The following is a 20,906-nucleotide window of genomic DNA, read 5'->3' as shown; positions in this document are numbered from 1 at the left end:
ATTGCTGATAGACTGGGCATGTTTCGGGAAAAATAAAGTCTGTTTAAAGACTTACATATGAGAAAATAGGAGGTTGTCCTTAAATATGGAGACGGAAGGCTTACGCAATGTCGAACAGCTAGCCATGAAGAAGTACAAAATTTACAAGCAGAGCCTACTCCGGTATTTGGCACGTTCCATGCTGGCGAGTATGTTCATCGGGTTCGGCGTTATTGTAGCCTTCAAGACGGGCAACTTTTTTTACATGGAGCATTCTCCATTCACTTATCCCATGGCGGCACTCACGTTCGGAGCGGCCATCATTCTGATCGCTTACGGCGGCGGGGATTTGTTTACAGGTAACACCTTCTATTACACGTATGCTGCTCTCCGTAAAAAGCTGCGCTGGGGGCAGGTGCTTCGATTATGGGCTGCCAGCTATGGAGGTAATTTGCTGGGTGCGGGGGTATTTGCACTCCTTATTTACTTGACCGGGCTGTTTGACTCCTCCAGCGTGAACAGCTTTCTACTGAACGTGGTTGAGCATAAAATGGAAGCGCCTGCAATGCAGCTATTCTTCCGAGCTATTTTGTGTAATTGGCTGGTCTGTCTTGCCTTTTTTGTTCCAATGTTTATGAAGGAAAATGGTGCAAAGATGTTTGCCATGATGCTGTTTGTATTCTGCTTTTTCATTTCGGGATATGAGCATAGCGTGGCTAATATGTGTACTTTCGCCATTGCGCTCGTGCTGGATCATCCGGGTACGGTTTCTGTCGCTGGCGTGATCCATAATCTCGTTCCGGTTACGCTCGGAAATCTGGTTGGTGGCGTGTTGCTTATGGGGGTTATGTACTATTCGGTGAATCTCCCGTTTTTGGACGAGGAAGAACACTAAAAAAAAGAAGCCGTGGGACTTTGGTTCCACGGCTTCTCTGCGTTATTTTAGTAATAGAGCAGGTGCTTTCTTGCCTTTTATCCTTCTTGAGCAGGAAAATGGATAAACTCCTCCAACTCCTTGAACAGCTTCTTGGGATTAACATTGTCAGGTACAACCAGAGTTAGCGGCTCATCCAGCTTCAGCACATACATGCCTAAAATGGATTTGGCATCTGCCATGCCGCTTTTGCCATGAATCCAGATGTCATAGGTATAATTCGAAACGATTTGATTGATTTTTTCAATATCCTTCACGTCTTTTACCTTGATGGGTGTCATCATTGCACAGCACTCCCCTGTATTGAATTGGGGCTTACGAAACAAGCCTTAACATCACTTTACCCCATATGAAGCCTGTTGCAAAATCTTAATTTAGAAAATGACATGCGGCGCGGAGCTGATTTTCCAGTAGCTGCCGACCTTTTCAAAATTCACGGTGATTTTCGCATTCGGCTGCTTGGTTTCTGCCGGATAAGGCACGGTCAGCAGGTAGCTGCGCTTCACCGGAGTCATGGTTACCATTTTCGCCGTAGCCCGGCTGAACTCTAGCAAATTGCCACCATCTGCGTTCAACTGAGCTAATCTGCCGTTAACTTCAACGAAAAATTTACCGACAAATTGCTCACTGGCCTGCTTTGTGTAAGCCTGCGTCAGATAGCTGATCAATTTAGTCTTCGTGCCGATGTCCTCGGACAGATAGCGGTAGCTTTTACCGTTCAACTGGAACGACTCACCTACCGGGCTGCCACCACTAATCGCATACTGATAACGAGACTGCGCCTCCAGCACTAGCGGAACCGCACTCTCGTGGTTCAGCTTGTCCAGCTGCGTCGGTTTCACGCTGGTAGCCGCGGCTGCTGGCGCCGAAGTGGACGGCTGTTGCGGCTTAGACGGCTTCACAGTCGACGGTACGGACGGAGCAGCCGCTGGTGCTACCGATGTAGATGGACGCTGTGCTGGTGCAGACGGAGCTACTGGTGTAGCAGCTTTAGCAGAACCTGCGGCTGCAGCCGGGGTCGAGGCTGCTGGAACCGACGGCGCTTGCGCCGGGGCTGGCATCGTAGCCGATGCAGACGCTGCTGGTGCTGGCACCTGGGCCGGGACGGATGCAGCCGGATTGGCCACGCTCGGTTGCGTCGCTTCCGCTGGAGCGGTCACGGCCGGCGCGGCAGCGGCGGCCTGTGCCACGCTCATAAGTGTGGCCGCAATGCACAGCGCGGATAGCTTCGTATTTATTTTCATACTCATATACACCTCCATAATCATATGTCTGCATAAACTGCACACGTTTCTATTATAAGAATTTCGCTTCTCGATTGGGTTGCTAAATTGTTTCTATTTGCCTTTTTTTGTTCATTCTGCACGAAGTTTGTCCGTATTTGCCGGGGACGGCTGTTCTGATTGTTTCAACTGCTTTGCCTCCATCTCTTCCAAGGATAGTGACAGTTGCTTAACAGATCGGTCCAGCTCCTCCAATCTGCGACTCAAAGTGACGAGGATGTATTTTAACAGAATCAGACTCAATGCAGCAGGGAATCCGACATTAGTTACGAGCTCGATCATGCCTTCTGTCGTTAAAGAACTCACAGATTCCGCCTCCTTTTTCATACATATGTTCCATCAATAAGAACTAATGTTCCCATTTTTATGGAAATCATACGTTATCTTTTGGGCTCTCATGACAAAAAGAGCTCCAATTAGCTAGGAGCCCTCTCTGTTTTTGTTCATTCTACCTGCTTTCAGACCACTTTCGAACGACATATCAAGGAGTATATATATTCGGCTGCTGGGGCTTGGACATCCCTTCTCCGAGATAAAACCCGGTGTGCGGCGGCTGATTATAAGCTACGTTCTGCCAGGCAACACTCAGGCGATACACTGGATCATGCATAAGCGTATAGAATCGATGTTCTGACTCGTATGGTGTTGTGTAGATCCGCAGCGCCGAATTATCACTTTTGCGCCAAATGACTTCCTCACGCCAGTCACCGAAGAGATCGGCCTGCAAGGACGGTGTTCCTTTGGTTCCGTTATTGGAACTCGTTCCTGTTGCCGTAAGCAAGTTGGAAGTAGTCGAGTTCGTATAGTTCCACTTGTCTATCTTTCCAGCGCTTGATGAGGTATGATCCAGCAGTTCACGGAGGAGATCCCCATCCCACCAGATGCCAAAATTAATGGAAGACGGTAGCGTGTTGGTGATGAGCTGCCCCTTGGCTGAACGCAAACCAATACCCGGTGCCCACTGCTCGTTCCCTTTGGTCCGCGGGTCAATGTCTGCCGACATGCCTCTTCCGGTATCCTTGCCTGTATTTACGCCCCATAAAATATTTCCATTACGCGGGTCGTACATGGCAGCTCCGTAGGTGGCATTTTTGTCCTCGTTCACCTTGAACACTTCATAACCTGAACGGTCGGGGTCCAGATCGCCAACATGAAGTGCATCTCCATGTCCCATCCCCGTGTTAGCCAGCTTCGCTCCGTTATCGTCTACAACCAGCGAGCCATACACGATCTCATCCTTATCATCTCCATCCACATCCGCCACGCTCAAACTGTGGTTCCCCTGTCCAGCCGTCCCGGCATTGGTGGAGCTGTTGCTGTCAAAGGTCCAGCGTCGGCTCAGGTTACCGTTCCGCCAATCATATGCGACCAGAACGGTGCGGGTGTAATAACCACGTGCCATCACAATGTTGGGTCTCACACCATCCAGATAAGCAACCCCGGCGAGAAAACGATCCACACGGTTACCATAATTATCTCCCCAGCTCGATACCGTTCCGCGCGGTGGCACGTAGTCAATCGTACTAAGAGCCTTGCCTATATCACCTGAGAACACAGTTAGAAACTCAGGACCTTTCAAAATATATCCGCTCGTGTTTCGATAATCAGCCGAAGCGTCCCCAATCTTTACACCTGCACCATCCACTGTGCCGTCTGCTGTTTTACATACGATCTCTGCTTTACCATCTCCATCAAAATCGTAGACGAGAAATTGCGTGTAGTGAGCTCCAGCCCGTATGTTCCGTCCCAGGTCGATCCGCCATTTGCGTGTTCCATCCAGCTCGTAGCCATCCAAAAATACATTTCCCGTATAACCGGATTGCGAATTATCCTTGGCATTGGAAGGGTCCCATTTTAACACAATCTCATACTCGCCATCCCCATCCAGATCCCCTACGCTGGCATCATTGGCATGGTATGTGTAGTTCACATTATCCGGAGTTGTGCCTCCCGCGGGCTGCTGGATCGGAACATCCAGGTAGTTGTTGTTCCATACCTTCACCGCAGGAGAAGCAGCCTGCTCTGCTCCATTGACCACGGCACGAACGGTATACGAAGATGAGGTCGTACCTGCCTTGTCCAAAAAGTTGGTTCTCGATGTAATCGGCGCATCGTTCACCTTGCTTGTCCCTCTGTACAAATTAAAGCCGACCGAATCCGCTTCCGTGCCCAGCAAGCGCCAGCTCACCAGTACACCCTCAGGCACCTTAACAGCGACAGCTCCCCGGCTTAGCTTTTCCATTTGCCTCGTAGAAGCAGCAGAGACCTGGCTATCCATCGGGGTGACCACTCCACTCAACATTACACCGAGACAGAGCAACGCAGTATACCGAAACCTTTTGTTCATCTGAATCATTAGCTCCTTTCATGGTTTGTATTTTCAATAGATTTATTTTATGTGACTGATAAGTTATTGTTATTTAAATTTTATGATAGCGCTTACATAAATGTAAAGGGACGAATACGTCCTTTTTGTTCAAAAATCCGGGCTAATGCTTTAAAAATCAGAGGTCCATGAATAATCGTTCTTCATCCGCAATGCTCTGGATATCCTCCGAACTGATGCTGATATACTGATAGCCCTCTGCCTGTTGTTTTTTCAATGCAAGTTCCTTCATAAAACGTGGGCTGCCCTCTCCCGCATCCTCATCGTAAACAAGCAATAAACCGTCTGTTTTGCGGAAAAGGAGTTCATCCCGTGCCTTAAGTTGCCATATTCCCTGATAAGGCTGGCGGCTGACTACTCCCACATAGTCAACTTCGGCACAAATCTGCTCAAAATATTCCTTTTTGTCCTCTTTCCATTTTTCTTCCATATTTTGATAAGCCATCATAATAGAGCATTTGAGGTGGGGATATTGCTGTTTTAGTGCAGTAACGACCTCACAGGCCCACAAGTCCACCCCGTATTGGCCGGGGGTAATCACCCATTCCAACCCTTCTTCGACCAGGGGAATAAGCCTGCCTGCAATCGCCTTTTTAATATATGGAATGCCTTCGTGCTTCTGACTGAAAATATTCAGCTCATGGGCACGATAGCCCGAAACAAGCAAGTTTTTCATCTTCTCAACGTCCTTCTCCGATTATCATAAAGGTTATTGTACCACTTCAGAGCAGACCACTAAACACTTCGTTTTTTGGAGGAACGAATTGAATATAACGCAAAAGACGAACCTCTTCCAATTGGGCTGGATCAGGTTCGTCTTTTGGAGTTTGGTATTCATTCATGCTTTTTGGGTGCCTAATGAATTCTTATTATCTATTCTGAGCATAATCCTCACTTGGTATTTTCATTAAAACGACATACAGGCTGGACGTAGTATCTGCGCCGTTGCGATAAGCAAAATGCTCGTCCCCAGTGATATGAATGATATCCCCTTTGACTACCGCCGCTTCCTTACGAATAATACGTTTGTTGAATTTGTTCTCCTGATATTATTGAAATTGGGTAAGATTATTTTTTTCCATTCCCTATCACTCCTCAGACGATTTTATGCGGACATCTTTAATTCTAATGTTGCTACTAAATAAACCGGCATCACTACTTAGCTTGAATGACGGGTAACTAGGGTCTGCCTCAAGCCGCATTCTGCTATCGAACTGCTGCTCCTGCTGCTGATCTACCCAAAAAGAATAAGGCTCAGACTGAACTACTTTATCAGTTGTATTCGGTGTAGTGACAACCAAGATGACGAGTACGCCATTGCATCCACAATCCTCGGTGTCATAAAACAACTTGAACATTCCCGGTCGTCCTGAAAGAGCCAATTCTAGTCTTTCAACGGACAAGGAATCCAATTCTAAATGTATGCTCATGAGATGAATTCTCTCCTTTGTAAATGAGATGTTTGGAACCGTCAGCTCCATAAAGACTAAATTTTAACTATGTGTTCATTATAGTCATGTTTTCGAATGTGTCTATGTGACTGCACTCACTGCTATCAATGAACTCTTACATAAAAAGGCAACCCGATTACACCGGGTCACCTCCGTCATCTCTCATCTTATCTAAACCAACATTCTAGTCACAACTTCTATCCTTTGTAAAAAGGATTATGACCTGTGCCTTTGCCCGATGGCATCGCCCCAGGCACCCCGTCCGCTTCAAGCAGCGGACGGACAATGAGCTTCACCGGCCATTCCCTGCTCTCGAATACCGCTTGGAACAGCTCGGCCCGGTCAGCTTCAGGAAGCGGCACCACCCGTAGCGCTTCCTTCCACGCCTGCTCGGTGATATCCCATAATTTCGCTTCCGGGATAGGATACACCTCGCTTAGCGCTTCCATAATCGCAGCTAGGTTCACCTGCGTGCCCAGCGACTGCACGTAGAAGATCAGCTTGCGGATCGTCTCATTATACAAGCTGTTCGAGTATCCCGGCCGGATATGATAACCTGGGTCTGCAATGCCGTGTTTGTCCAGATACGGCTGATGCAAACGTACGGAGTCGTGGTCACGGAATAACAGACCGTTCACCCGTCCGTCCCGCAGGACCACACAGCAGTTCTGACCGTGAATTTCGGGTACAACGCCTACCTTGAACAGCCGCATCACCACATCATAGAATAACGCCGTCAGATCGGTGTAGAATCCTATAACATCTTCACTGGTTAACTCTCTGCCCAGCAGGTCAGATAACATATGGCGACCTTCCAGCGTCACCCCAAGCGCAGCCATGGGAATGACCTGCATACCTTCTTCCAGCAACTTTGGCGGATAGATGCGAATCTGGGCGGCCAGATGGCGAGGATGATCATCGAACAATCCCATGGATTCCGGCATGTATCCCCACCAGTTCCGTTCCTCGCAGAGCCACACTTTACCTGTAAGCGATTCATCGCAGGCCACCGCCTGTCGTAACATCTTCTCCCCAGCCAGACCATTCAGCAGCTTCACCACCGGGAGATAGCGGGCGGCCCCGAGAGATAACACACTGACCGGAAGCTTGAGCATCTGTGTGGATTCTTCCATCGGGGCCATCGAGCGCAGGGACGATGTCGCCTGAACCTCTCCCAATTCAATATCCAGTACAACGATGGTACCGTCCGCGATCTCTCCGTTGAAACGTGGCAAGATGATATGTTCCATCTGCCATGGATGTACTGGCATGGGCATGTATTCTTGCAGATTCAGGCCCTTCCGGGCCAATTCTGCTTCCAGCCTGCTCCGCTGTTCTTCATCCAGTACATCCAGTGTGGACAACCCTTCCTCACATCCCTGTTGTACGGCATCCCAACGCACCGCCACCCATCGCAGCGGGATCTCCTTCCTGAATTCCGCTGCATACCGGGTCACATCCGCTTCTGTGAACCCCACCTTGGCCTTGGAGGTGGGGTGAAATGGACGATCTCGCAGCGCTGCCACCTGCTCTCCCTTGATAAACCAATCGTAGGCATTGAACGGAACTTGTTCTCTCAGACGTTGTACCTGCTGGAGTCCCAGTGCCAATTGCTCGGTGGCTATTTTCACGCCTGCCAAGAATTCCGCAACCCCGGGATGCGCGTATGCTTCATCCGAAAGCGTCATCCGAAGCACAGCCTGTCCTACGACTGCCGGAGATTCAAGAAGCTTCCAGCCTCCATCCGGTGTCTCTCCATAGACGGGTGAACCTTGTACCCATTGATATCCCTGCCTTTTGCCTGCTTTCACCAGAAACAAAATCCCTTTCTGATGCAGCATAAGCTGTCCACTATGTCTACCTGCCCCATTCTCATCCTGCTTATCCTTACCTGCGACATTGCCGTCGGTTCCGTTCCCCGTTCCCCATCTGCTCTGCGAAGGACCTCCATTACCATCCCCCAGAAACATTCGGCGGAACGGTTCTGGTGAAGTAGAGAGTTCAATGAACGGATGCCCTTCCAGCGGAAGCAATTGCTCGGCCAGAAATGCATTGATCAGATCCTCCATAATCCGGCGCTCAGCGTCTTGCAGACTGGCACGCTTCATCACTGTTGACATGGTTATTGTCCTCCGTCAAATAATGGAATGCCGGGTGCGGATGACCCAGAAAATCATGATGCGAGATGGTCCAGCAATAGGCTCCCGACTTCTCGAATACAACAATATCGCCTACCCGCAGCCGCTCTACTTCCGCATCTGAATGCATACGATCCTTGGGTGTACACAGTTCTCCGACCACGTGAACTTTGTTGTCCCGTACCTCTGGTCTTGCAAACGAATGCCCCCAACGGTCCGTAGACATAATGTGAAACGGATGGTTGTGTCCCCATGATGCGGGCAAACGATTATGATGTGTACCTCCTCTTAACACGGCAAAATGCTGACCATGCGATGTTTTGATATCCGTAACCTCTGCCGCATAATAACCGTGGTCAGCGACAAGCATGCGACCCGGCTCAAAATACAACTGTATGCCGCGTGAAGCAAGGCGCCCTCTGGCCTCACTTCGCTCAATCAGGGATGTGAACAGGGACCAGTCGAACCCGGGGCTACCATCATATGTGACACCAAACCCGCCTCCGGCGTTAATTACTTCAAGATGCAGGTCATATGCCTGCTGCCACATCTCCACCTTTTGCAAATACATCTCGATCATCTCGGCATGCAGTCTTGCGTCTACATTGTTCGATAACGAGTGAAAATGAAATCCGCATAAACGCACCAAACCCGCGCCTTCCTCACGAATGACCCGGACTGCTTCCTCCACGCTCTCCTCATCCATGCCGAATGGACTCGGACCACCGCCCATTACAATCCGGGTCCGTGGCAATGTGCTGCTTCTCAGATTGATCCGCAGCAGAATGCGGACTTCCTCTCCTCTCCTTGTAGCAATGGCGATGACACGCCGCAGTTCCAGCAGGCTCTCCACATGAATGAAACTCACCTGATGCTCGATAGCCTGCTTCAACTCATTCTCCTTTTTCCCTGGACCGCCAAACAGGATTGGAACCTCGCTACTTACGCTCCTCACCTTGAGCAACTCGCCAATGGAAGCTACCTCGAACCCGTGAACCCAGGGCAGCAAAGCCTCAATAATTCGGGAATCCGGATTGGCCTTTATGGCATAGAACAGCCGTGTGCCTCTGGGCAGCGTGTGCAGCATGTGACGGACCTGCTCCTGAATACCAGCCAGATCGTAGACATAAGCACATACCGGGTCTTCACTATCCCTTTGCAGTTCATGAATCATATTCCATACGCTTGATTTCATGTCAGTCCACCCGCATTTCCATAGTCATTCCGTTTCTGTTCGTACGCCCGAAAAGCCGTATTCCGGTCATCGCCCAACACGTATATGTATACCCCTCGTTCGGCCCACAGCGCCATGCCTTCCTTGCTTCTGGCCACTGTTGCATACGGTACCTGGCACTGCTTCGCGGCTTCGTATAATGCGCCTAGCGCACGCTGCACGTCTGGATGTTCCGTCTGCCACGGTACACCAAGTGATTGCGACAGGTCTGCCGCCCCCTCTAGTACCCAGCTCACCTGGGGATGAGACAGAATGCTCGCACTTTGCCGGACGCCCTCCACACTTTCGATCATCGGTACAACCATCACCTGTTCATTCGCTTCCTGAATATACCCGGTGAGTGGATACTTGCCGAATACCCCCGGTCGCCCACTGTTCAGACTCCGCATGCCAAGCGGATGATAATACGCATGACGAACCGCTTCCTCCACCTGCTCCCGCTGTTCCACATGAGGTATGACGATGCCTTGTGCGCCGCAATCCAATACCTTTAGAATCTCTACTCGCTCTACCTTCGAGATGCGTACCAGCGGGGTCATCCCTGCCAGCTCCGCAGCACGAACCAGCTCTTCCACCGATTCCATATTCGTTGCGGCATGTTCCAGGTCGATAATTACAAAATCATACTCCGCATGTCCAATCATCTCAATGATGACCGGATGTGGGATAGAGACAAAAAGACCGAACACCGGCTGTTTACGTTCAATTTTCTCCTTCAGCGTGTTGGTTCTCATCCGAGAACGTCCTTCGCCAACTTCAGCGGATTGCTGGCCTTACGGAAATACAGTTCCCCATCCCCATACAGGCGGCGCTTGGTCATCTCTTCAATCAGCGCATCCTCGGCAAAAAGATCAAACCACTCGAACCGTTCCTCGTACTCCGGGTGCTCTCGCTGATAGTCCACAATCGTGGCCGCGCACAGCTGCCAGAACGCTTCTTCCGTCAGACCGAAATTCTCCAGCGTCAGCGCAATATCCGTCATGCAAATAAAAAAGAACGCATCATACGTATAGTCCCGGACTTCCGACACGTCACCCGCGTAGATAAAGGAATACCGATTGAACTTGCGGTGGGTCTCCGGTTCGGGGTGCAGCTTCGGGGCTCGTTCTGGATTCAGCAGCTTCTCGGGTACATAGCGGACACCATCATGAAGGTCCTTGATGATGATCCGTTTCGGCAGATCATTTTCCAGCACCAAAATGATATTCTGGGCATGCGATTCCAGCGCGATGCCGTGTGCATAGAGCAGATGAATAATAGGCAGCGATACCGTTCTAACGAGCGCTTCACTCCACTTCTGAATGCCATGATGCTCAACTGCACCCTGGATAAACGGTACCCCGTTCGACTGTACCAGCATAAGTGCATTTAAGGGCCAGGCAGTCTCGCCTTCTTGCAGATGAACAGATACATTTTCACGCCAGATCGCCCCTATTGTGCCATACGCCCGTCCATACTGGATTGCAGGCAAATTCTCGTACCGGAGCGAGAGTCCCATGATCTCTTTCAGAATGGAAAACTCTTCCCGTTGCAACAACTCATCCTCTCGAATGAGTGCTTCCAGCCAGTCGCTGATTAGCGGTGCATTCTGGGTCGTGTGCTGTGCCAAAATGCGTATGCTCGATGTATTGGTAATACTCAGCGACAGCTTGAGATACGGTGCCTTCGAATTCATCCGGTTCGACAGGGAACGAATGGACTGCTGGGCGCGATAGGTTGAGTCCGAAGGGCCGAGAAAAACGATATCTCTGTCCATTCGTTGCCGGGCAAACACCGATTCCAGCTGGTGTTCCCACTGCCACGGATGAACAGGAATGAATATATAGCGGTTACCCTCCGTGTCTTCCGACTGAAGTATCCGATTAAATCGGCTGATATCCTCCTCTGTGAGATGTTGTCTCACCAACTGTTCTGACGTGTAGCCTGTGGAAAGAGACGTTTGCACAAGTCCTTCTTTCACGGCAATCCAGTATACGGTCACATCCGAGTTAAACTCTGGACCGTAAGCAAGATTGTCTTTTAGGGTGAAGCCAAGCCTCGACTTGTAGCTTGGATGGTAGAGATGACCATCGCTCATATGGCTTTCGAGGGCATCATAGTGCAGGTCTTCATCCGGAATCTTCTCAGGCAGCAAAGCCCGGCACTGACTGTCCTTCGCCATCGTCTCCAGCAATTCCTGAATGAAGGCCGTCACATTCGCACCCTCCAGAAGGTTCAGTACCATTTCCTCCAGAAACAGATCCAGATCGGTGCAGGGAACGCCCTCTCTTCGAATCGAGCCCTTCGCCACCTTCACTCGGCCAAATGAAAATTTTCGCTCCGCCTCACAGCTGTATGTCACAGCCTGCCCTGACGTACTCCGCCCCACAGTACACCATTCGTTTTCCCCCACCTTACAGTCAAGGATACCCTCGAACCACATGGCTTCCAGCGCCTGCCGCATGATCCGTTCCTGTACATCCGTGTATACTGCCGTCTTGTGACCTTTCTCAGCCCTGTACCCTATGAACCCCACGCCACTTCACTCCCTATTCGGTTCATTATATTGCTCACCGGCACATACGCCGGGGTCTGACTGATCCCCCTGAGACAGCTCACCAGATTTTGTTTCGCCAGAAAACTGTCCGCGGTCAGCAAATGCTGCACATACACGTTTCCAGTTCGATCCAGTTCCTTCACAAGCACTTCGCGGACCTTTGCCCAGAAATGCTCCTCCGATACGTTCACATCCCTTGCCATCGCATGAATGAGGGAACCCAGATGATTGATAATAAAGTAATAGGATGTCCTCGCCCAAGCCTTGTCCCGTGGATAAAACAACAATCTAGAGGGAGCGGTATCCACCTCATGGATCAGCTCCTCATCGACACTGACTCCTTCCAAGTCACGCACGATAAATGCCTCAGGCATTCCGTCTCTTAGCGTCACGAGAGTATTTTGCAAATGAGCTTCAAAGTGAATGCCTCGCTCTCCGGCCGCTCGTACAATGGGCAGCAAAGACAAGGTCAGATAACGTGCAAACCAGCGCTCGGCTTCAGCACGTACGCCACCCAGCATCGTCATAAGTCGTGATTGCATTCCCGGCAAGGGGGCTTCTACCAGACTCGACAGGACATATGTACATTCCGGGTCAAACTCAATCGGTCTGTATGCGACGGTAAACAGACTCGTTAATTCTCCCTCCTGAAAGTCACAAGTAGCTACACCTGTCTCATAGGCAATCTGCGTATGCTGATCTGCACCGAAGCAATTCTGCTGCTTGATGTACCTGGAGGCGTCCAGCGTCCTTCGCATCTGCTCCGCACTATTGGTGCGAATCATGTTGGTAATCTGCATGTTCAGCGACAGCTTGATATTGCAATTCAGCTCTGGAATATAAACGGTGCGTACCGAGGAGGTCGGGTAGGCCTTCGGCCCGCCGCTGCCCATCGGAATGAGTTTCTTATCCAGAATATACTGCTGGACCTCGGACAAGCCCAACACGTACGCATACTGCCAGGGATGGATAGGCAGTAGTTCATACTCATCCCCATGTTCACCCCACTCTGCTTCCCAAGCTTGTTCCACATGCCCGTGCAGGCTGGCATGCAGATTGATCCTAGTGTAATCATCCACCCATTCCTGCATGTACACATCCTTCCTCACAGCAACGTAACAGAGTTGGAACGAGGTACGCAGTTCTGGGCTGTACATCCGTACGTCGTGTTCGGTGAAGCCTTTGGAGTTTTTCGGAAACGGGTGAAAGGGATGACCATATACCAGAGACTGTTCGGAAGTACAGTAATCATATATGCCAAGTCCAGCAGCCTGCTCGATATACAGTGCAAGATTATTCACGCTGTTATCTACCTTTTCCGCAAAATCACGCACATCAGCCGCATGGGTCAACCTGCCTTGCTCATGCTGGCTGTTTCCATACGCTGTGTCTTCACTCAGCTCCCGTGTGATCCAGCGAACCAGGTCCTGATAATGCACTGCTTGCCCGCGCTGTTGTACGCTTCGGTACTCATGCTCTCCCATAGCCGAGTAATACGCTAATTGTCCGGTTATCGTCACCCCGCTGGCCTGAAAAGCAACTGCGTACGTCATCGCATTCGGATCAATCTGAATGTCGCCCTCCTTCTCCACCGAAAGCTCTCGGATATAACAATTGAGCAGCAGCTTGCAAGAGTGTATATTCGCCTGCTGCTCTGCTTCAGACCTGAGCCTGTTTTCCATCTCGAACAATGTTGCCAACCTTCTTTCGGGTTATAAATAAAACAAGGGACAAGGTCACAGGATGGCACAGCCGAGACCCATACTAATCTCTTTCAGTGCCGCCCATCTGGCCGTATCTGCTGGTGTTCTGACCCGTTGAACCATTAGCAGACCAATCCATCTAGAGTACCTACACTGCTGACCAGCAGCGGAATGCTGGATGGATGCCACCGCTTGCGGCGGGCAGGCACGTACATTCGAATATACCGATCACACCATAGGAGCAAGAACAACGCAAAACGCAAGCGAGCCTTTCAGCCAGAACAAGCAATGATTTGCCCTTATTCTGCAATCGACTTTTCGAAATGATGTTCCATCTGAAAAAGATACTCCAGGTACAACCGGACGACATCACGTGTGGTCCCCCCAAAGGGGAAGACATGGTGGGTCAGGTCCGGCAATGCGTTGACTTCCAAAATGCCTCCCTGATCTCCTGTCAGCGGCTGGCGGATATTCTCACAACGGATATCAATGCCAGCCACATCAATCCGGAGGGCTCCTGCGGCCTCAATTGCCATTTGTGCATTGTCAGGAAGAATCGCTTCCGTACAGTCCATATAAAATTCACTGATGTTCCCGGCGGCCGAATTGCGAAGATCATATAGCTCGATCTCCCTTCCTGCCGCAGGTACCTCCTCCAGTGTGATTCCCTGTCCAAGCAGAACCTTTCGCAAAGGCTCTGCGTCTTCATTAATCTTGGGAAAGGCCTCGAACTTCCCTATACTGGTATGCTGGATTCGCTGCTGATTCAACATTCGAATCAACGCCCGGATGGTTGAGGTGCCGTCTCCTTCTACATAGACAGGTCGATACTCATTTACTGCCGCCACTTCCCCGTTAATGACCAGTACCCTGTAATCCACACCCGTTACGAATTGCTGCAGCATGATGCTGTTACTATGGGTACCCGCCCGGGCAATAGCCGCTTCCAGTTCCTCGTTTGTTCGAACGTCCAGTGTCACACCTGCACTGCCGCTTGCGTCCAGCGGCTTCACTACAACGGAACGATGCAGTTTCAGAAACTGCGTTGCCTTGTCACCCATTGCCTCGATAACGATAAACGGCGGCACAGGCATTCCCCGCTCATGCAGTAGCATATTACAAACCTGCTTGTTCTTGGCGAGCAGTCCAGCGATCAAGGGTAGACGATGCGATCTGGTTTTATTAATGACTCTGCGCTTATCCCCATAGGATAATTCCAAAAAATCTTCACATTCTGCGAGAAGTGGCTCGCAGGTCATTCCCATTTCTCTTGCTTTGCTTATGATGAGTCGGTTTTGCAGATTATGAATTCCTTTCGGAAACAATGAAAATCCTCCCCGACCGAATGAAGGCGTTCGCTCCTGGTTGTGCTTTCATCGGATTGATTTGATGGAAATAATATTGATAATGATTATCAGTTTCAAACAAAATCTATTTTATGGCAATTTCAGTCACCTTGTCAATAATAAGCTTTTTAGGAAAAATAAGATGGTTTTTGCAGGGAGAGAATCCCCAAATGAAGGAGTGTTCATGGAACAATGGGCACAACAAATAAGGCAAGCTCTGAATTTCGTTATGTCATAAGCTTGCCTGTGCTATTCGCTGTATTGAGATGCAATGAAGTATAGGCTGGGGATGTGGATGATGATCATCGGCATTAATGCTTTAATTTGGGGCAGGTTGGGCAGTAATCTTCTGGATCATCTGCAGCGAGATAATAGAAACAACAGGTTTTGCGCACACGAATGGGTGTATCTGAGACAGCTGTTGCCCGCTTGGGCGTGTTAAACTGCTTGAGCGGATTACGGGATTCACCAAAGAGATGTGCAGGTGCATCACGAATTAGATAATGGAAGTCCTCTTCGACACGCTGCTTTTCTTCAGGCGTGGCTCCTTCAGCAAACTTGTTCTCATAGAGCCAGTATACGTAAATGGCCGTGTTCTCCCACAGGACTGAACGTGAAACCCGCGTTGCCTTGGACAGCGATTGCCACACCTTGGCCAGATTACCGGCGAACATCTGTTCAATCACCTGATCTCTCCATACGCCACGCTGATCCGCCTCCGGTGAGGTCGTCTGCCAATTAGTCAGACGAGCCCTGGGGAGCCATGCCTCCCCCTGATAACTGGATTCGATCGTGCCGTTGGCAATCTCATAATTTAGGCCTTTGTTGAAGCGTGACATGGCATAGAGACCCGAAGCCAAAATCAAGTAAGCATACCGTTTAGCAAAGAGAGATACAGTAGCCGTTTCAGAATCCGTCTCAAAGATGCTACTCACCCCTTGCAAATAGTTCAGGCTTTTGGACGGGTCCAGCAAGTCCGTAAATGGCATCGAAAATGTACGATCTGTCGAAGGCTCCCAGGTCAAACGGTATTCGGCAGCCAAGGCCTGCATCTCTTGATCATCAAGCCAAGTGGCTGTAACGTGTGGTTTCATTTAACTTCCTTCCCTTCCCGTGCGGAATGCACATTGGTGTGCCAAACAGCGGATCAACCGCAATGTCGCACTCCATCTGGAAGACCGCGCGGACCATGTCCTGCGTAACAATGTCTTCCGGTTTTCCTTCCGCGTAGATGGACTTGTTGTGGACAGCCACGATATGGTGAGCATAGCGACACGCAAGATTCAGATCATGAAGAACCATCACTATGGTGCGCCCCTCCCGTTCATTCAAATCGAACAGCAGATCCAGAATATCAATCTGATGGGTCATATCCAGATAAGTCGTTGGTTCATCCAGCAGCAAGGTCTCTGTTCCCTGTGCGAGTGTCATCGCAATCCAGGCACGCTGGCGTTGTCCGCCGGATAATGCGTCCATGGGCCGATCAGCCAGAGCAGTCAGATGTGTGGATTCCAGCGCGAGCCTGACCATGCGTTCGTCCTCACCGGACCACTGTTTCAGCCAGGTCTGGTGTGGGTACCGTCCTTGCCGAACTAGTTGGTTCACTGTCAGTCCCTCTGGAGCAGAAGGGCCTTGCGGCAGAATGGATATACGTCTTGAAATTTCCTTGGTAGGCAACTTCGCAATCTCCTCGCCATCCAGCAGCACCGAGCCTGAACTGGACTTCAGCAGCCGCGCCATCGTTCGCAGCAAGGTGGACTTCCCGCAACCGTTGCTGCCAATCAGGACAGTAGTTTTCCCCTTGGGAATAGTCAGGTTCAGATTCTCAATAATAGGCTCTGCGCCATAGGCGATCGTAAGGTCCTTGGCTTCCAGAATACTCACAGCATTCTCCTCCTCAAAACTGATTTCGATTCTTGAACAACAGATACAGGAAAAACGGTGCTCCTACCCCGGCGGTAAATACCCCTGCCGGAACATCGAGCGGCAGAAATACCGTACGGGCAATCAGATCAGCAGCAAATACAAGCAGGGCACCGACCAGTCCCGAAACGATGAGCATGCTGCCAAACATACGCCCTACCAGCTTCCGGGCAATATGCGGCGCAATCAGACCGACAAAACCAATCGTCCCCGCGACAGCTACAGCACCCCCGGCCAGCAGTACACTGCACAGTAGCAGTGCTGAACGATGACGCTGTACAGTGACCCCCAGCCCGGTGGCTAGATCATCCCCGAATTCCTGTGCGTTCAGACTACGGGCAAACCAGATCGCCAACGGAAGCACGATTACAATCACCGGGATGATCGTTCTGACATCGGTCCACGATGCTCCATACACACTCCCCGTCAGCCAGATATACGCCTGACCAGCCGTATAGAATGGACTAAGGATCAGCATGAAGGTCGTCCCGGCCCCCGTAATGGCTGACACTCCGATTCCGATCAACACCAGTCGAATCGGGCTTACTCCTTTTTTCCAGGCAAGAAGATATATGATGATTGTGGTAATCATCGCGCCCATAATGGCAAACAGCGGCAACAGCTTGATACTGATGGTTCCACCCAGCAGGGTGACAAAACCTACAGCGGCAACGGCAGCTCCTCCCGTTATCCCGATCACATCCGGTGAAGCGAGCGGATTACGAATAATCCCCTGCAATAGGGCACCGGACATGCCTAGTGCTGCACCAACAAGCAACGATAACAGCACACGCGGCAGCCTTAGCGTCAACACGACAAAGTCATGATCGCCTGCGCCCAGACCGAAAATCGTCTGCAGCACATTCAGGGGAGATATGAAATCATTACCCACACTAGTTCCTAGAATGGATGCAATCAATACCAAAACCATACAGATTCCGATGATGAACAGCGATTTGCGCTCCATTTGCAAGGATAACGTATCTTTCTTATTGCGAAAAGTAATCATCTTCCTCATATCTTCGTCCCCCCCTTGCGGGCAATATAGACGAAGAAGGGACCACCAATGAGCGCTGTCATAACGCCAAGCGGAACCTCCTGCGGCATGATGATCAGCCGTGCAACAACATCCGCCGCCAATAACAAAATGGCGCCGCCCAGAATGCAGTAGGGAACAAGCCAGCGGTAGTCGTTGCCAACAAACGCCCGCATGATATGCGGTACAACTAATCCTACCAGACCAATCGAACCGGCCACCGCAACAGAACCACCGGCTAGCAATACCGTAACGACTCCCATAAGCAGCTTAACCAGTAGCACGTTCTGTCCCATGCCTTTGGCGATATCATCACCGGTCAGGAGCAGATTGATCGCCCGGCCCATAAACAGGGATACCACAATGGCAACCGTCATATATGGCAGTACAGGATACAGCATGTCGAGTGTCCGACCGCTCACTGAACCTGCAAGCCAGAACAACACGTCCTGTAATCCCGTTCCATCCAGCACCAGGATTGCCTGCGTGAACGAAGCAAAAAGTGCAGAGATGGCGGTACCCGCCAGCACAATCTTGATGGGAGTCAGACCATCACGACCGATGGACCCAAGCGCGTACACAATCACTGTTGCAATGGTTGCCCCGGCAAAACCAAACCACATCATCGTACTGAGCGAGGACACCGACAGCACCACGATGGCAATAACGATAAAAAAGATGGCGCCCGCATTGATCCCAAACACACTTGGTGAAGCGAGCGGATTACGAGTTAGCGCTTGCATGAGTCCTCCCGCCACCGCCAAACTTGCACCAACAACAGCGGCAATAATTGTGCGTGGTAAACGTTCTGTCAGAAGTACGACATGCTCCACTGAGCTTTCGTCATAGTGTTGTAGTGCATCCACTGCTATTTGAAATGTTATGTGTGTGCGTCCCAGTATCATGCTGGCTACACAGGCGAGTAATAGTAAAATGAATAAGCCGGATAGTCCATACATCTTCGTACTTGCCTTCGTAAAAAGGGGAAACATATTCTCACTCTTTCATTCGTGAAATGCAAAAAGACCTGCCTGCCCATACACTTCGTATACGATGTCCTGGTGCATGGCAGGTCTTGCTCCCATTAATTCAGATTGAACTGCTTGTATAGGTCGTCCAGCATCATGTTGGCCGATGTGTATCCGCCTCCCATGTTCCAGGCCACTTCATCAACCTGTACCAGCTGGTTATTCTTTACCGCATCGAGATTTTTCCAGAGCGGACTGCTGGTCCAATCCTTATAATTCTTCTCAATAGCTTCTGTTTCCGTACCTGAATTGAAGTTGAAGATCATATCTGCGTTCATATCCGGGATGTTCTCTTTCGAAGTCAACTCCACACCCCAGGTGTCTTCATCATGTCCAGGCGGTCTGGTAAATCCAAGCTCTTTCAAAATTTTCCCGGCGTATCCCATATAGAAAATGCGAACCTGATCGGCTCTGAAATTCGTAATAGTCGCTTCAATGGGTAGACGGTCACCCATTTTGTCTTTGAAATCCGCTACCCTTGCATCCCAATCGGCAAGCAACTTGTCCGACTGTTCCTTCATATTCATCGCTTCACCAGCCGTCTTTACCGTCTCTTTCCAGTCAAACAACGTCTCGGTAACTACCGTTGGAGCAATCTGGGACAGTTGATCATAGATATCCTCATGTCTTGTTTTGGTGGCAATGATTAGATCCGGCTTCAACTTGTTGATCTCTTCCAGATTCGGCTGTGATTCCTGACCTACCTGCGTCACGCCATCCAGATCCGCTTTCAAATATTTATATACGGGTTGCTGAACCCAGGATTCCACAACACCTGTTGGCTTCACACCAAGTGCAACAACAACATCATTGGCACCCTGAAACAAGGTTACAATCCTCTTCGGAGTTCCCTTAATTGTCGTTTCACCCATGGCATGTTTGATAACTCTGGTCTGCTCGTCCGCACCACTTTCTACTGAATTGCTCTTATTACCACTTGCAGACTTGCTTGAAGGGTCAGTTGTCCCTGTAGTTCCACCCGAGGCACAACCAGCCAGCACCGATATCATCAGAATAAGTGCTATATAAATATGTAGCTTTTTGGTCAATCCAAACATGTAGTCCAACTCCCCCTTCTCATCCTAATTGATATTAAAAATCATTATCAATTGTATTGTAATTCAGTTGAGTACATTGTTCAAGCATATTGATACTGCTGTGGAAGAACTCCCCATGCCTCTAGTTTCATGTTGAAAATCTCCTTGTACAGTAAAGGCTTGGATGAATACAAAATGCTCAGTATACAAAAAGGTGTAACCCTCCATAGTTGTTGGGTTACACCTTTATAAGAATTTATGACCTGTCTTCAACAGACAGCGATCGCAGACAAACATACCGATTAAGGTGTATGTCTGCCTACATATTGATAAGTACCTTTCGGGTATACAATCCACTCATCCTGCTGATTAAAAACGGGTGAGCCACCTGATATACCTTGTCTACGAACAAATGTCCCACCTTGAGGAAACAATTGATTCTGCGAATGAGGCTCTCCAATCACATCTACCACAGTTTCATGATATTTCAGTACATATGCGACCGTATTAAATTCACTTGGGTTGTAGAAATGACCCTCTTGATTAAAATAGGCAACATTCGTGACATCCATGAAATCGTAAAAGATGCTGTTTATGATCAGATACGGAATTACTGGATTAACCGGATATAGCGCTATGCTGGATACGTTCATACGGTTCTTGTTTTTCATGAATTGGTGAACCTCCAGCTCATATCCTTCTATTTTATGAGAGAAGTCACATTCTCGGTTGTAAAACAATTGCAGCACGATGCGACCGTCTCCACCATCGACATATTGTGAAAAAAACAAAAGAAATGCCTCCTGTGGTTCCTGATGAACCTAAAATATAGTCGCTCTGCCAGCAACTCCTACGACCTACTTAAGCTGGACTCTTAAAAAAGTCAAATAAT

At 49.7% G+C, this 20,906-nt stretch carries 19 protein-coding genes; 1 reads left to right on the top strand and 18 read right to left on the bottom strand.

Features of this window, described 5'->3' with window-relative positions; all coding sequences use genetic code 11:
* The first annotated feature begins 85 nt into the window (after window positions 1-85).
* Window positions 86-874, top strand: coding sequence for a formate/nitrite transporter family protein (locus NSS66_RS24430; protein WP_013308962.1), 789 nt, complete (start codon window positions 86-88; stop codon window positions 872-874).
* Window positions 875-951: 77 nt separating this feature from the next.
* Here the strand turns inward: NSS66_RS24430 and NSS66_RS24425 are convergent, their stop codons facing one another.
* The 18 genes from NSS66_RS24425 to NSS66_RS24335 form a co-directional block, all read right to left on the bottom strand.
* Window positions 952-1,197 carry an HPr family phosphocarrier protein gene (locus tag NSS66_RS24425; protein WP_023987189.1) on the bottom strand — a complete coding sequence of 82 codons (246 nt, stop codon included), beginning with the start codon at window positions 1,195-1,197 and terminating at the stop codon, window positions 952-954.
* A gap of 90 nt (window positions 1,198-1,287) precedes the next feature.
* Complete coding sequence (locus tag NSS66_RS24420; RefSeq protein WP_023987188.1) at window positions 1,288-2,157, bottom strand: DL-endopeptidase inhibitor IseA family protein; 870 nt, start codon at window positions 2,155-2,157, stop codon at window positions 1,288-1,290.
* A 111-nt stretch (window positions 2,158-2,268) separates the two neighbouring features.
* Window positions 2,269-2,502 (bottom strand): hypothetical protein, encoded by a 234-nt coding sequence (locus NSS66_RS24415; protein WP_023987187.1) that lies wholly within the window; start codon window positions 2,500-2,502, stop codon window positions 2,269-2,271.
* Between the two features lie 175 nt (window positions 2,503-2,677).
* Window positions 2,678-4,543: a rhamnogalacturonan lyase gene (locus tag NSS66_RS24410; protein ID WP_445671364.1), complete on the bottom strand. Its 1,866-nt coding sequence runs from the start codon at window positions 4,541-4,543 to the stop codon at window positions 2,678-2,680.
* Between the two features lie 157 nt (window positions 4,544-4,700).
* Window positions 4,701-5,258, bottom strand: coding sequence for an SLOG family protein (locus NSS66_RS24405; RefSeq protein ID WP_071559229.1), 558 nt, complete (start codon window positions 5,256-5,258; stop codon window positions 4,701-4,703).
* Between the two features lie 412 nt (window positions 5,259-5,670).
* Window positions 5,671-6,012, bottom strand: coding sequence for an iron-sulfur cluster biosynthesis family protein (locus NSS66_RS24395; protein ID WP_023987184.1), 342 nt, complete (start codon window positions 6,010-6,012; stop codon window positions 5,671-5,673).
* A gap of 218 nt (window positions 6,013-6,230) precedes the next feature.
* Window positions 6,231-8,153, bottom strand: a complete 1,923-nt coding sequence (locus NSS66_RS24390; protein WP_340959984.1) for an IucA/IucC family protein — start codon at window positions 8,151-8,153, stop codon at window positions 6,231-6,233.
* On the bottom strand, window positions 8,113-9,366 hold the full coding sequence (locus NSS66_RS24385; protein WP_279835157.1) for a type III PLP-dependent enzyme: 1,254 nt from the start codon (window positions 9,364-9,366) through the stop codon (window positions 8,113-8,115). The genes NSS66_RS24390 and NSS66_RS24385 overlap by 41 nt, the downstream gene beginning before the upstream one ends.
* Entirely contained in the window at window positions 9,363-10,139 is a 777-nt protein-coding gene (locus NSS66_RS24380) for an HpcH/HpaI aldolase family protein (RefSeq protein ID WP_340959983.1), read from the bottom strand. Before NSS66_RS24380 ends, NSS66_RS24385 begins: the two co-directional genes overlap by 4 nt.
* Complete coding sequence (locus NSS66_RS24375) at window positions 10,136-11,920, bottom strand: IucA/IucC family protein (RefSeq protein ID WP_068938601.1); 1,785 nt, start codon at window positions 11,918-11,920, stop codon at window positions 10,136-10,138. Before NSS66_RS24375 ends, NSS66_RS24380 begins: the two co-directional genes overlap by 4 nt.
* Window positions 11,908-13,623 carry an IucA/IucC family protein gene (locus NSS66_RS24370; protein WP_279835160.1) on the bottom strand — a complete coding sequence of 572 codons (1,716 nt, stop codon included), beginning with the start codon at window positions 13,621-13,623 and terminating at the stop codon, window positions 11,908-11,910. The genes NSS66_RS24375 and NSS66_RS24370 overlap by 13 nt, the downstream gene beginning before the upstream one ends.
* Before the next feature lie 320 nt (window positions 13,624-13,943).
* Window positions 13,944-14,969, bottom strand: a complete 1,026-nt coding sequence (locus tag NSS66_RS24365; RefSeq protein ID WP_023987178.1) for an ATP-grasp domain-containing protein — start codon at window positions 14,967-14,969, stop codon at window positions 13,944-13,946.
* 332 nt (window positions 14,970-15,301) lie between these two features.
* Window positions 15,302-16,084: an IucA/IucC family C-terminal-domain containing protein gene (locus tag NSS66_RS24360; protein ID WP_340959982.1), complete on the bottom strand. Its 783-nt coding sequence runs from the start codon at window positions 16,082-16,084 to the stop codon at window positions 15,302-15,304.
* Window positions 16,053-16,874: an ABC transporter ATP-binding protein gene (locus NSS66_RS24355; protein ID WP_340959980.1), complete on the bottom strand. Its 822-nt coding sequence runs from the start codon at window positions 16,872-16,874 to the stop codon at window positions 16,053-16,055. Before NSS66_RS24355 ends, NSS66_RS24360 begins: the two co-directional genes overlap by 32 nt.
* A gap of 13 nt (window positions 16,875-16,887) precedes the next feature.
* Window positions 16,888-17,931: a FecCD family ABC transporter permease gene (locus NSS66_RS24350; protein ID WP_023987174.1), complete on the bottom strand. Its 1,044-nt coding sequence runs from the start codon at window positions 17,929-17,931 to the stop codon at window positions 16,888-16,890.
* Window positions 17,928-18,941, bottom strand: coding sequence for a FecCD family ABC transporter permease (locus NSS66_RS24345; RefSeq protein WP_023987173.1), 1,014 nt, complete (start codon window positions 18,939-18,941; stop codon window positions 17,928-17,930). The genes NSS66_RS24350 and NSS66_RS24345 overlap by 4 nt, the downstream gene beginning before the upstream one ends.
* Window positions 18,942-19,033: 92 nt before the next feature.
* Window positions 19,034-20,035 carry an ABC transporter substrate-binding protein gene (locus tag NSS66_RS24340; protein ID WP_068938598.1) on the bottom strand — a complete coding sequence of 334 codons (1,002 nt, stop codon included), beginning with the start codon at window positions 20,033-20,035 and terminating at the stop codon, window positions 19,034-19,036.
* 281 nt (window positions 20,036-20,316) lie between these two features.
* The gene (locus NSS66_RS24335) at window positions 20,317-20,805 is read right to left on the bottom strand and encodes an RTX toxin (RefSeq protein ID WP_340959978.1); all 489 of its coding nucleotides are present in this window, start codon (window positions 20,803-20,805) and stop codon (window positions 20,317-20,319) included.
* Between the last annotated feature and the right edge of the window lie 101 nt (window positions 20,806-20,906).

This window comes from Paenibacillus sp. FSL R10-2748 (assembly GCF_038005565.1).
In the GTDB taxonomy this organism is placed as follows: domain Bacteria; phylum Bacillota; class Bacilli; order Paenibacillales; family Paenibacillaceae; genus Paenibacillus; species Paenibacillus polymyxa_B.
Note: the sequence above shows the minus strand (reverse complement) of the source record. Positions and strands in the feature narration are given on the sequence as shown.